Below are 12,293 nucleotides of genomic sequence, written 5' to 3'. Positions count from 1 at the left end.
CCCGGCCGCGCAGCTCAGTCGCGCACCTCAGTCGCGCAGCCCAGCCGCGCCGCTCAGCCGCGTTCAGCGCCGAAAGGCGTCCTTCGCCTTCTCCTTGGCGCTGCGCAGATCCCCCTTGGCCTTCTCGCCGCGCCCCTCCGCCGTCTTGCGCTCATTCCCGACGGCCCGGCCCGCTTCCCGCTTGACCGCGCCCTTGGCCTGTTCCGCCTTTGCCTTGGCCTTCTCACCGGCACTCATGGTCACTCGCTCCTCTCGACAGCCATTCCGTTACGGCCGCACTTCGGGTGCCCCCCTTGTGCACCCCCAAACAACAAAGTCGGCGGGAGTAAACGGGAATTCACCGGGCAACCGAACGGCAGGAGGTTGACTGACATGGGTCCACTGCTTCTCGTTCTGCTTCTCGCACTGCTCCTCTTCGGCGCCGGATTCGCCGTGAAGCTGCTCTGGTGGGTGGCCGTGGCGGTGCTGGTGATCTGGCTGCTGGGCTTCCTGGTCCGGATGACCGGGGCAGACGGCGGACGCGGCCGCTGGTATAGGTGGTGATGGCCGGACAATCGACTGTTCCTACTTCCCGGGCCCGGCCGGATCCTTGGATTCCGGCCGGGCCCGCCGTATTCGGAGGCCGGCCGTCCCAGCCGGCCCGGCCGCCCTGGTGCCGGGCGCCCTGGCGCCGGCCCGGAGCACAACCCGCCGCCCGTGGGCGGCAGTTGCCCGTCGTACCGGCCGCCGCCCAGCACGCCCCCAGCCGACACCTGTGGGTGAACACCGGCCGGAATCCGCGCCGAAGCGGAATGCCCATCGCGATGCCGGGCAGAAGCGGCACCACGGGGAACCGCAGCGAAGGAGGTCATTACCGTGGCCAGCGCCAAGGTCGGTCTCGGCACCGCCGTACTGCCGCGGATCGAACATCCCGGCAGCGTCAGCCCGCAGGACGCCCGTGCACTCACCAAGCTCTTTCTGAACCGACTCACAGTGCTTCAGGAGGGCACCGGTGAATACCAGTATGTGCGCAACACACTCATCGAGATGAACCTCTCTCTGGTGCGCTTTGTGGCCGGGCGGTTCCGGGGCCGGGCGGAACAGATGGAGGACATCGTCCAGGTCGGCACGATCGGCCTCATCAAGTCCATTGACCGGTTCGACCTCAGCCGCGAGGTGGAATTCACCACCTTCGCGATCCCCTATATCACCGGGGAAATCAAGCGGTTCTTCCGGGACACCAGCTGGGCGGTCCATGTACCGCGCCGGCTGCAGGAGCTGCGCGTGGAACTGGCCAAGGCCACCGATGAGCTGGCCGGCCGGCTGGGCCGGGCCCCCACCATCCGCGAGCTGGCCGGCCTGCTGGACCTGTCCGAGGAGGAGGTGCTGGAGGCCAGGATCGCCTGCAATGGCTACACCGCCTGCTCCATCGACGCCCCCGCCGACGACACCCCGCGCACCCATGACTCCGCCCGGTCCTGGGCCGACCGGATCGGCGAGGTCGACGACAACCTGGAGAAGGCGGAGAACCTGCATGTCCTCCAGCATCTGATGGACGAACTCGACGAACGGGAACGCACATTGCTGCGGCTGCGGTTCGGCGCGGAGCTGACCCAGACCGAGATCGGGGTGGAGCTGGGCGTCTCCCAGATGCATGTCTCCCGCCTGCTCAGCCGGACGCTGGGGCGGCTGCGCAAGGGCCTGCTGGCCCAGTCCTGATCCGGTCCGCCGGGGCACGAGACCGGGCGCGCGGCCGCCGCGACGGCACACCACAGCGGGACACGGCGGGGCGCCTCATCCCACCCGGAACTCCGCCGCCCGCTCCCGGTCCAGTTCCATACCGTGCCCCGGCCGGCCCCCGGCCCCCGGCCGCAGCACCCCGCCCGCCGGGTCCAGCGCCCCGGTGAACAGGGTGGACTCGATCCGGACATGGTCGTGGAACCACTCCAGATGCCGGAGGTTGGGCACCCCGGCGGCGGCATGGGCATGGACGTGCGGAGCACAGTGCCCCGAGATCTCCAGCCCATGGGCCTGTGCCACGGCGGCCGCCCGCAGCCAGCCGGTCAGCCCGCCGCACCGGGTGGCGTCCGCCTGGAGGCAGTCCACCACCGGCGCCAGCCGCGCGAAGTACGCCGGGTCATAGCCGTACTCCCCGGCGGCCACATCGCAGGCGCAGTGGTCACGCACGACCCGCAGCCCCTCCAGGTCGTCGGAGGAGACCGGCTCCTCGAACCACCCCACGCCCAGTTCGGCGAGCGCCTCCCCGACCCTGACCGCCTGCTTGCGTGAGTAGGCGCCGTTGGCGTCCACATACAGCGCCACCTCGGGCCCGACCGTCTCGCGGGCGTGCCGCACCCGGTCCAGGTCACGGGAGACCGACCGTCCCCAGGACTCCCCGATCTTGATCTTGACGCGGGGGATGCCATGGCCCCGTACCCAGCCGGTCAACTGAGCGGCCAGCCGGGTGTCGTGGTACGTGGTGAAGCCGCCCGAGCCATAGACGGGCACCTCCTCGGTGACCGCCCCGATCAGCCGGACCAGTGGCAGCTCGAGCAGCCGGGCCTTGAGGTCCCACAGCGCGATGTCCACCGCGGACAGGGCGCAGCCCAGCAGCCCCTGGCGTCCGGCGTTGCGCACCGCCCGGGCCATCGCCTCATTGGCCCCGGCGATGTCCAGCGGGCTGCGGCCGGTGACCAGGCCGGCCAGCAGGCCGGTCACCGCCGCGGCGGCCTCGGACGGCGCGTAGGTCCAGCCCAGTCCGGTGGTCCCGGCGCAGCGCGCGTGCACCACCACCAGGGTGGTGGCGTCCCAGGCGAGGGTGCCATCGGCCTCCGGGGCCTCGGTGGGGATCCGGTAGGCGTGGGCGGTGATCTCGTCGATCCTCACGCCCGCACGGGTAACCGGCACCGCCGCGGCGAAACGCGGGGCGGGTCATTTCCGGGCGCGGTAGTGGTGCCGGGTCCACAACGGCAGTCCGAACCAGCACAGCACGAACCAGGCGGCCAGCCCGGCCACCACCCAGGGGACCGCCGAGCCACGCAACGCGATGCGCAGGATCAGCAGCAGCGCGGAGACCATGGTGGCCAGCAGCAGCACCACTCCGATCAGGGTCAGCCGGGAGGCCCAGACAACGGTCTGCGGCTTGAGCCGGTGCCCGGTCAGCAGCCGGTGGAAGGAGACCGGCCCCACCAGGGCGCCGGTGGTGGCCGCGCCGAGCACCACGGTCACCACATAGATGGTCTTCTCCGTGCCGCCCAGGGTGGCGAAGACCGGGGTGAAGGCGACGGTCATCAGGAAGCCGAAGAGGATCTGCACCCCGGTCTGGGCGACCCGCACCTCCTGGATGATGTCGTTCCAGCGCCGGTCCGCCCGCTCCTCGGGCGTTTCCTCCCGCCCGTGCCGGTGCCGTCCGTATCCGCCGGGCTCCTGCCCCGTCGCGTCCGGTCCGCCCGGTGGCTCGGCTCCGCTCGACACCATCGCCCGTCCCTTCCCGCGGCTGCCGGTGGTTTCACCGCCGGCGGCCGGCCCCTGGTTGCCCGGCCGCGATACGGGTACCCGGTTTCCGGCCCCACGCTCGGCGTCCGCCGTCCCGGAGGGAGGAGCCCATGGCCCGCGCCCGGTCCGCGCTGGCGGAGTACCGCCGCAAGCGCGACTTCTCCCGTACCGCCGAACCCGGCGGCGCCCGGGCCGGAAGCCGGGGCGAGCGAGTACGGCGGCGGCACGTCTGGGACGAGGGCACCTACCACCCGCCGACCATGGACTGACCATGGACGAGGACATGGGGCCGCCGATGCTGGCGGTGCTCAGCGACCGCCGGTCCTTCGACACGGGCTGGCTCTTCGAGCGGAAGCTGGACGGGGTACGGGTCCTGGCCGCCCGCCGCCGGGGCGAGGTGCGGCTGCGCTCGCGCAGCGGGCAGCCGCTGAACCGCACCTACCCGGAGCTGGTGGACGCGCTGGACGCCCAGCTCTTCGCGGACTTCACCGTGGACGGCGAGGTGGTCGCGCTGCACCGCGGCCGCACCGACTTCGAACGGCTGCAGCGGCGGATGCAGCTCACCAGTCCGGTGCAGGCCCGGGCCAGCGGCATCGTGGTGACCTACTACCTGTTCGACCTGCTCCGCCTGGACGGGCAGGACACCACCGTGCTGCCGCTGCGCGACCGGAAGTCCCTGCTGCGCGGGGCGGTTGGCTTCGGTCCGCCGCTGCGCTTCACCCCGCACCGCACCGGTGATGCCGGGCAGCTGCTGGCGGACGCCTGCCGGCGGGGCTGGGAGGGGCTGATCGCCAAACGCGCCGGCTCCCGCTATGTCCATGGGCGTTCGCCGGAGTGGCTCAAGCTCAAGTGCGGCCTCGGCCAGGAGTTCGTCATCGGCGGCTTCACCGAACCGGCGGGCAGCCGCACCGGGTTCGGGGCGCTGCTGCTGGGCTACCACCAGGAGGGGCGGCTGCGGTACGCGGGCAAGGTGGGCACCGGATTCGACACCGCCACCCTGCGCTCGCTGCGGCACCGGCTGGACCAACTGGGCGCCGCCGCCTCGCCGTTCGCCGATCCGGTCCGGGAGCGCGGCGCGCACTGGGTGCGTCCCGAACTGGTCGCCCAGATCGGCTTCACCGAGTGGACCCGGGCCGGGCAGCTGCGTCACCCGCGCTTCCTGGGCCTGCGGGAGGACAAGCCCGCGACGGAGGTGGTCCGTGAGCGGCCGCGATGACCGTGGTGCGGGCAGGGTGCCCTAGGACCCGGCGGCGGCCGCCCGCACCTCCTCGGCGACCTCCTTCTCCAGCGCGGCCCTGACCAGCGCGGCGGCGAACGCCAGCGCGTCCTGGCGCCGGACCAGCCGCGCCAGCGGGCCGGGATCGCCGGGCAGGCCCAGCCGTTGGGCGCCCTGCAGGGCCTTGCCGTCGATCCGGGGGAAGACCTCCGGCCAGACGCCCTGGACCTCGCGCAGAAAGATGTCCGCGCCGGCCGGGCCGATGCCCGGCAGCTCCCGCAGCAGCCCGGCCAGCCGGTCCGCGTCACCGTCCGCCGCCCGCCGCATCCGCCGCAGGTCTCCGCCATGGCGTTCCAGCAACTGCTCGGCCTCCTCGCCGAGTTGGGTGGCGGTGCGCTCGTCATAGCGGCGGTAGCCGCCCTCGCCCAGCGCGTCCACCCGCCGCTGCCGGCTTGCCTCGGCCATCCGCCGGGCGTCCTTCATACCCGCCGCGAACAGGCAGCGGGCCGCCGCCACCGCCACCGAGGCCCGGATGCGGGCACTCAACAGGTGGGAGAGCACCAGGAGTTGGTAAAGCGGCTGCGGGGTGTCCCGCAGTCCGATGCCCGCCTCCTCGGCATAGGTACGGCCATGGGTGCGCAACAGGGCGGTCACCGTACGGCGCTGGTCGTCCGTGGCGCTCACCGGGCGGCCCGGCGGCGGGCCAGGGCCAGGGCGGCGGCGCCCACGGCGGCCAGGGCCAGGGTGTCGCGGTGGCGGGACAGCCACTGCTGCGGGCTGTGGCCGATGACCTGGTCGAAGGTGCCATGGGCGCCGAAGTCATGCCCGTCCGGCCCGTCCAGCGGGCTCCACAGGTTCACCGGGGCATCCTCGTCGGCGGCTTCCTCGGTCTGCTGGGCGGCGAAGGCGGTCCTGGCCAGATAGCGGTCCAGCAGCCCCGGTGCCACCGCGTTGGCCAGCAGGGTGGCCGTGGTGCTGCCGCCCACCCACCATTCCCGGCGCCGGGGGTGGTCGGCGGCGTACAGCACCGCGCGGGCGGCCACCTCGGGCTGGTAGACCGGCGGCAGCGGCCGCGGCCGGTGCGGCATCCGGGACAGCGCCCAGCGGAACTGGGGGGTGTTCACCGCCGGCAGCTGGACCATGGTGGTGCGCACCTTGCTGCGCTGGTGCAGCAGTTCACAGCGCAGTGACTCGTTCATGCCCTGGATGGCGTGCTTGGCCCCGCAGTAGGCGGACTGCAGGGGGATGCCCCGGTAGGCCAGCGCCGAGCCGACCTGGACGATGGTGCCGTGGTCGCGGGGGAACATCCGGGACAGCGCGGCCTGGGTGCCGTGCACATAGCCCAGGTAGGTCACCTCGGTGACCCGGCGGAACTCCTCCGGGTCGATCTCTACAAAGGGCGCGAAGACGGTGGCGAAGGCGTTGTTCACCCAGACGTCCACCGGCCCGAACTCCTCCTCCACCCGGTTCGCGGCCTCCCGCACGGCCGCAGCGTCGGCCATGTCCACCACCAGGCTCAGCGCCCGCCCGCCGGCCCGTTCCACGTCCTGGGCGGCGGCGGACAGCCCGGTACTGCCCCGCGCCAGCAGGGCGACCCTGGCTCCGCGGGCGGCGAAGGCCCGGGCGGTGGCACGCCCTACCCCGCCACTCGCCCCTGTCACAACGACGACCTGTGGTGTGCGGCTTCTGGTCACCGCCGCCGGGTACCCGGCGGCGGTGACCGCAAACCGGGCGGCCGGCCATGGCGGGGGTTGCCCCTCCTGGTGCGCTTCGTTCGCGCCGGAGAGGGGGCCGGGGTAGACATGGGGGTATGGCCCGAATCCGGGGCCGCTCCCAAGGAGCCTGGGGCCGCTGGTTGGACGGTCGGCGCCCGGCCGGCCGACGTGAGCGGCCACAGGGGCGCCCAGGCTCGCGGGAGCCGGCGCCGGGGCGGCGCCTGCGGTGGGTGAGAAGCGTCCGCAGCGTCGCCGGTCAGATGTTTGTGCTCCAAGTGCTGATCGTGCTGCTGCTGGTGGTGGCCGCGGTGGCGGCCCTGCTGCTGCAGGCCCGCAGCGACCGCTTCTCCGCGGCGCGCAGCCGCTCGCTGGCCGCCGCTGAGGCCTATGCCCACTCCCCCGGCCTGCTGGCCACCCTGCGCACCCCCAACCCCAGTGCCGTCCTGCAGCCGCTCACCGAGGCCGCCCGCAAACAGGGCGGGGTGGACTTCATCGTGGTGATGAACCGGGATGGCATCCGCTACACCCACCCCATGCCGCAGCGGATCGGCAAGAAGTTCATCGGCACCATCGGCCCGTCCCAGCAGGGCCGGATCACCGTGGAGACCGTCCAGGGCCCGCTGGGCGAAGAGGTGCAGGCCATCGTGCCGGTCACCGACCCGCAGACCGACCCGCACGCCCGGGTGGTCGCCATGGTCTCGGCCGGCCTCAAGGTCAGTGCGGTCAGCAGCGCCTTCGACCGGCAGCTGCCATTGGTGCTGGTCGCCGGGGTGGCCGCGATGGCGCTGGCCACCGGCGGCACCGCGCTGGTGAGCCGGCGGCTGCGGCGGCAGACCCATGGCCTGGGCCCGGACGAGATGACCCAGATGTACGAACACCACGACGCGGTGCTGCACGCGGTGCGCGAGGGCGTGCTGATCGTGGACGCCGAGGGCAGGGTGCTGCTGGCCAACGACGAGGCGCGCCGGCTGCTGGACCTGGAGGCGGACGCCGAGGGCCGCCCGGTCACCGAACTGGGCCTGGAGCCCCGGATGGCCGAGCTGCTGGCCTCCTGCCGGGTGGCCTCCGACGAGGTGATCCCGGTCGGCGACCGGCTGCTGGCGGTGAACAACCGGCCCATCGAGCGCCGGGGCGGCCCGGCCGGCTCGGTGGCCACCCTGCGGGACTCCACCGAGCTGCGTGCCCTGGCGGGCCGGGCCGAGACGGCCCGCAGCCGGCTGCGGCTGCTCTACGAGGCCAGCGTGATCATCGGCACCACCCTGGACATCGAGCAGACCGCCTGGGAGCTCAGCCAGGTGGCCTCACCCGGCTTCACCGACTACGCCACCGTCGACCTGGCGGAGCCGGTGCTGCGCGGCGAGGAACCCGCGATGGGCATGGGGCTGCGCGGCCGGCAGGCGGTGCTGCGCCGGGTGGCGCTCACCGGGCCGCGGGACGACCACCCGCTCTATCCGGCGGGCGACCTGGTGACCTTTGCCGCGCCCACCCCGCAGGCCACCGGTTTTGTCAGCGGGCGCCCGGTGCTGGTGCCCGATCTGGGCACCGATCTGGGCTGGCGCACCCAGGATCCGGAGCGCACCCAGGCGGTGCTGGACTATGGCTTCCATTCGATGATCACGGTGCCGTTGCGGGCCCGCGGGGTGCTGATGGGCATCGCCAACTTCTGGCGCACCCAGGGCAGTCCGCCCTTCGAGGACGATGATCTGTCGCTGGCCGAGGAGCTGGCCGCCCGGGCGGCGGTGTGCATCGACAACGCCCGCCGGTTCACCCGGGAGCACGCCCTGGCCGTCACCCTCCAGCACAGTCTGCTGCCGCGCGACCTGCCGGAGCAGAACGCGCTGGAGGTCGCCTACCGCTATCTGCCCGCCCAGGCCGGGGTGGGCGGCGACTGGTTCGATGTCATCCCGCTGCCGGGGGCCCGGGTGGCGCTGGTGGTGGGCGATGTGGTGGGCCATGGCCTGCATGCCGCCGCCACCATGGGCCGGCTGCGCACCGCGGTGCAGAACTTCTCCACCCTGGACCTGCCGCCGGACGAACTGCTGGGCCACCTCGACGAGTTGGTGGCCCGGATCGACCAGGAGGCGGCCGGTGTGGACGAGGAGCTGCCGCCGGTGGCGGGCGCCACCTGCCTGTACGCGATCTACGACCCCACCACCGGGGACTGTTCGATGGCCCGGGCCGGCCATCTGCTGCCGGCGCTGGTGCGCCCCGGCGGCAGCGTGGAGTTCCCCGAGCTGCCCGCCGGTCCCCCGCTGGGCCTGGGTGGACTGCCCTTCGAGTCCCTGGAGTTCACGGTGCCCGAGGGCAGCAGTCTGGTGCTCTACACCGACGGACTGGTGGAGGACCGGGAGCGGGACATCGACACCGGGCTGGGGCTGCTCACCGAGACCCTGCGGCAGCAGGGCCGTTCGCCGCACGACACCTGTGAGGCGGTGCTCGAGGCGCTGCTGCCGCCGCGCCAGACCGATGACATCGCCCTGCTGGTGGCCCGGACCCGGGTGCTGGCGAGCGACCATATCGCCGAGTGGGAACTGCCCGCCGACCCCGCGGTGGTGGGCCGGGCCCGGGCCGAGGTCACCGAGCGGCTGACCCAATGGGGCCTGATGGAGGCGGTGTTCACCACCGAACTGATCCTCAGCGAACTGATCACCAATGCCATCCGCCATGCCTCCGGCCCGATCCGGGTCCGCCTGCTGCGCGACCGCTCGCTGATCTGCGAGGTCGCCGACACCAGCAGCACCTCGCCCCATCTGCGGCACGCCGCCGCCGAGGACGAGGGCGGCCGCGGTCTGTTCCTGGTCGCCCAGCTCGCCGACCGCTGGGGCACCCGCTACACCGCCGAAGGAAAGATCATCTGGGCCGAACTCCCGCTGCGCTGAAGGGCCGGGCCCCCACCGCGCCGAGGCAGGACTCCCGTCGCGCCGCGGCCGGACTCCCGCCGCCGTGAGGGTTCCAGGGGCCGCCCGTACACTGCGCGGATGCAGATCGGCAGGTCTCCCGCGCTGCGGGCGGTCATCGACATCACGATCGCGGTGTCGCTGACGGCGGTCGCCGTGTCCTTCGCCCGCCAGTACCACCCCGAGGGCTGGCCCCGGTTCGGCGCCCGGGCGGTGGCGCTCACCGGAGTGGCCAATCTGCCGCTGGCCCTGCGCCGCAGGGCGCCATGGACCGCGCTGCTGTGCTGCGCGGCCGGGCTGACGGCCTATACGGCGGCCGGCTACCAGCCCTCGGTCAGCGTCTGGGGGACGGTGCTGGCCTTCTTCAGCCTGGTCACCCTGCGGCCGCCGGGCACCTCGGCGGCGGCGGCCGTGCCCGCCCTGGCCGCCGTCGAGTTCAGCGTGGTGCGTGCCCGGGCGGTGTCCTTCCCGGTGGCCACCGCCGAGACGCTGCTGGTGGTGGGGCTGGCCTGGGTCATCGGGCACACCGTCCGGCAGAGCCAGGAGCGGGCCGTGCGACTGGCCGAACTGACCCGCCGGTTGCAGGTGGAGCAGGCCGCCCGGGCCCGCCACGCGGTGACCGAGGAGCGGATGCGCATCGCCCGGGAGCTGCACGATGTGGTGGCCCACCATCTGTCGGTGCTCTCGGTCCAGGGGTCGCTGGCCCGCTATGTCTTCGACTCCGACCCGCCCACCGCGCGCGCGGCGCTGGACACCGTCACCAGCACCGCCTCCCAGACCCTGGAGGAGATGCGCGGGCTGCTACGGATCCTGCGGGTCTCCCGGCAGGACGGCCAGGGTCCCGGCGGGCCGGACGGTGCCGCCTCCCCCGGGCTGGCCCAACTGCCCGCGCTGGCCGAGCGGATGGGGATCGCCGGGCTGACGGTGCAGATCCGCGCCGGCGGCCCCGCACGGCCGCTGCCGCCCGGCGCCGATCTGTGCGCCTACCGGATCGTCCAGGAGGCGCTGACCAATGTGCTCAAGCACGCCGGGCGGGCCCGCGTCAGCATCAGCCTGGACCACTCCGCCGAATCGCTCACCATCACGGTCCGCGACGACGGGGGCGAACCGGGAACCGCCCCGGAACCGGTGCCCGGTGGCGGCCATGGCCTGATCGGGATGCGGGAGCGGGTCACCGTCTACGGCGGCACCTTCCGCGCCGGACCCATCGAACCCGCCGGGTACGAGGTGCGCTTCTCACTGCCCAATCCCCGGGCGCTGCCCAGCCCCCATGACGACAGGGATATTTCCGCCGCTCCGGGCGAGGCGTAGCGGAGGACCGATCACGCGAGGGAGCGATCACCGTGAACTGGCGACACCATGCCGCCTGCCGGGACGAGGATCCCGACCTGTTCTTCCCGGTGGGCACCTGCGGCCCGGCCGTGCGGCAGACCGAGGAGGCCAAGTCGGTCTGCCGGGGCTGTCCGGTGCGCGGACAGTGCCTGCGCTGGGCCCTGGACCACGGGCAGGAGCACGGAGTGTGGGGCGGCACCAGCGAGAAGGAGCGCCGGCTGCTGCACCGGGCGCGGTCCCGGCGGCTGTCCGCGGCCGGTTGATCCGTACTCCCCCGGGGTGGTGGCGCTGGGCGATACTGGCCCGGACAACCCAGCTTGGGGGTGAACATGACAGACATTTCGGCCGGGTGGTCACCGTACCGCGCCGCCCTGGACGTCTGGCCGCTCTGCGAACGGGCCGGGCTCGGCCTGGCGGGCGAGGTGAGCCTGCCGACCCGCCACGCCTGGGAGGGTGCGCTGGCCACCCTGCCGGGCCGGGCCGACCCGGTGTATCTGGAGCTCTCCCTGGTGACCTTTGTGGACGTCGCCGGGACCGCGGCCCTGGCGCTGACCGCCCAACGCCTGGGCCACGGCCGGCGCCTGATCGTCGACCGGCCGCCGCCCTCGCTGCGGCGCGCCCTGGAAGCGTTCTGGTCCGACCTGCCGGCGATCGAGGTGACCCTGTGAGCAAGCCGACGACCCCGCCCGACCCCTTTGTCCACCCGGCGCTGTTCTACCGGGACCAGGCCGAATACCTGGCGGGCACCACCTCGTTCATCCGGGCCGGGCTGGCCGCCGGAGAACCCGTGGCGGTGGCCGTGCCGGCGGCCGGCCTGGAGCTGCTGCGCGCCGAACTGGGCACGGAGGGCAGGGCGGTGCGCTTTATCGACATGGAGCAGGCCGGCCGTAATCCGGGGCGGATCATCCCCCGGGTGCTGCGCGCCTTCGCCGACGCCCACCCCGACCGGCCGGTCCGCATCATCGGCGAGCCGGTGTGGGCCGGCCGCTCGGCCGCCGAGTATCCGGCCTGCGCCCAGCACGAGGCCCTGATCAACCATGCCTTCGCCGGGCGCCGGGTGACCATCCTGTGCCCCTATGACACCCGCCGGCTCAGCCCCCGGGCGCTGGTGGACGCCTATGCCACCCATCCCCTGATCATCCGGGACGGCCGGGCCCGGCCCAGCGACCGCTACGCCCCCGACCAGGTCATCGCCGCCTACAACCGCCCGCCCGCGCCCCCGCCCGGGCCACCCGCCCGCTTCCCCTTCGACGCCGCCCGCCTGCCCGATGCCCGCCGCTTTGTGGTCGACCGGGCCCGGGCCCTGGGCCTGTCCCCGGCCGCGCTGGACGATCTGGCGCTGGCCGTGGCCGAGTTGACCACCAATAGCGTGGTGCACGGCGGCGGCTCCGGCACGGTGCGGGTATGGGCCGAGGACGGTCACCTGGTGTGGGAGGTGGCGGACCGCGGCCACCACACCGATCCACTGGCGGGCCGCCGCCCGCCGACCCCGGAACGGCCCGGCGGCCGCGGCCTGCTGCTGGTCCATTACCTCAGCGACCTGGTGCACACCCACACCCGCCCCGGCGCCACCCTCACCCGCTGCTGGGTGCGGCGCTGACCCCCGGCACCGGCCCGGCGAAATTCCCCGCATGAACTCCCGCGAAGTGGGCAAGCGCC

The 12,293-nt window shown here is 73.4% G+C and carries 14 protein-coding genes; 9 read left to right on the top strand and 5 right to left on the bottom strand.

From position 1 onward, the window contains the following. Positions 1-63: 63 nt before the first annotated feature. Positions 64-237 (bottom strand): CsbD family protein, encoded by a 174-nt coding sequence (locus tag ACIHFE_RS19635; protein WP_400108218.1) that lies wholly within the window; start codon positions 235-237, stop codon positions 64-66. 135 nt (positions 238-372) lie between these two features. Between ACIHFE_RS19635 and ACIHFE_RS19630 the strand changes: the two genes are divergently transcribed. Beyond that, positions 373-543, top strand: coding sequence for a hydrophobic protein (locus ACIHFE_RS19630; protein ID WP_400108216.1), 171 nt, complete (start codon positions 373-375; stop codon positions 541-543). Between the two features lie 312 nt (positions 544-855). Next, on the top strand, positions 856-1,698 hold the full coding sequence (locus ACIHFE_RS19625) for an RNA polymerase sigma factor SigF (protein WP_400108215.1): 843 nt from the start codon (positions 856-858) through the stop codon (positions 1,696-1,698). Positions 1,699-1,773: 75 nt separating this feature from the next. On the opposite strand, the gene ACIHFE_RS19620 is transcribed toward ACIHFE_RS19625, so the two are convergent. Both ACIHFE_RS19620 and ACIHFE_RS19615 read right to left on the bottom strand, forming a co-directional pair. Continuing rightward, entirely contained in the window at positions 1,774-2,865 is a 1,092-nt protein-coding gene (locus tag ACIHFE_RS19620) for an enolase C-terminal domain-like protein (RefSeq protein WP_400108213.1), read from the bottom strand. Positions 2,866-2,910: 45 nt separating this feature from the next. Next, positions 2,911-3,456 (bottom strand): DUF6328 family protein, encoded by a 546-nt coding sequence (locus ACIHFE_RS19615; protein WP_400108211.1) that lies wholly within the window; start codon positions 3,454-3,456, stop codon positions 2,911-2,913. A 128-nt stretch (positions 3,457-3,584) separates the two neighbouring features. On the opposite strand from ACIHFE_RS19615, the gene ACIHFE_RS19610 reads away from it, so the two are divergent. Further along, the gene (locus ACIHFE_RS19610) at positions 3,585-3,743 is read left to right on the top strand and encodes a hypothetical protein (RefSeq protein ID WP_400108209.1); all 159 of its coding nucleotides are present in this window, start codon (positions 3,585-3,587) and stop codon (positions 3,741-3,743) included. 2 nt (positions 3,744-3,745) lie between these two features. Beyond that, the gene (gene ligD, locus ACIHFE_RS19605; protein WP_400108207.1) at positions 3,746-4,690 is read left to right on the top strand and encodes a non-homologous end-joining DNA ligase; all 945 of its coding nucleotides are present in this window, start codon (positions 3,746-3,748) and stop codon (positions 4,688-4,690) included. A gap of 21 nt (positions 4,691-4,711) precedes the next feature. Here ligD and ACIHFE_RS19600 read toward each other — a convergent pair whose 3' ends face one another. Next, on the bottom strand, positions 4,712-5,374 hold the full coding sequence (locus tag ACIHFE_RS19600) for an endonuclease (protein ID WP_400108205.1): 663 nt from the start codon (positions 5,372-5,374) through the stop codon (positions 4,712-4,714). Further along, positions 5,371-6,384, bottom strand: a complete 1,014-nt coding sequence (locus tag ACIHFE_RS19595; RefSeq protein WP_400108203.1) for an SDR family oxidoreductase — start codon at positions 6,382-6,384, stop codon at positions 5,371-5,373. Before ACIHFE_RS19595 ends, ACIHFE_RS19600 begins: the two co-directional genes overlap by 4 nt. Before the next feature lie 116 nt (positions 6,385-6,500). Here ACIHFE_RS19595 and ACIHFE_RS19590 point away from each other — a divergent pair, with 116 nt between their 5' ends. The 5 genes from ACIHFE_RS19590 to ACIHFE_RS19570 all read left to right on the top strand — a co-directional run bounded on the left by ACIHFE_RS19590 (position 6,501) and on the right by ACIHFE_RS19570 (position 12,234). Continuing rightward, entirely contained in the window at positions 6,501-9,284 is a 2,784-nt protein-coding gene (locus ACIHFE_RS19590) for a SpoIIE family protein phosphatase (protein WP_400108201.1), read from the top strand. A 99-nt stretch (positions 9,285-9,383) separates the two neighbouring features. Beyond that, a complete protein-coding gene (locus tag ACIHFE_RS19585; protein WP_400108199.1) occupies positions 9,384-10,613 on the top strand; it encodes a sensor histidine kinase in 1,230 nt (409 codons plus the stop codon). Between the two features lie 32 nt (positions 10,614-10,645). Further along, entirely contained in the window at positions 10,646-10,897 is a 252-nt protein-coding gene (locus ACIHFE_RS19580) for a WhiB family transcriptional regulator (RefSeq protein WP_400108197.1), read from the top strand. A gap of 66 nt (positions 10,898-10,963) precedes the next feature. Continuing rightward, positions 10,964-11,302, top strand: coding sequence for an STAS domain-containing protein (locus tag ACIHFE_RS19575; protein WP_400108195.1), 339 nt, complete (start codon positions 10,964-10,966; stop codon positions 11,300-11,302). Then, on the top strand, positions 11,299-12,234 hold the full coding sequence (locus ACIHFE_RS19570) for an anti-sigma factor RsbA family regulatory protein (RefSeq protein ID WP_400108193.1): 936 nt from the start codon (positions 11,299-11,301) through the stop codon (positions 12,232-12,234). Before ACIHFE_RS19575 ends, ACIHFE_RS19570 begins: the two co-directional genes overlap by 4 nt. Positions 12,235-12,293 lie beyond the last annotated feature (59 nt).

Source organism: Streptomyces sp. NPDC052396, from assembly GCF_044593195.1.
Lineage (GTDB): Bacteria > Actinomycetota > Actinomycetes > Streptomycetales > Streptomycetaceae > Streptomyces.
Note: the sequence above shows the minus strand (reverse complement) of the source record. Positions and strands in the feature narration are given on the sequence as shown.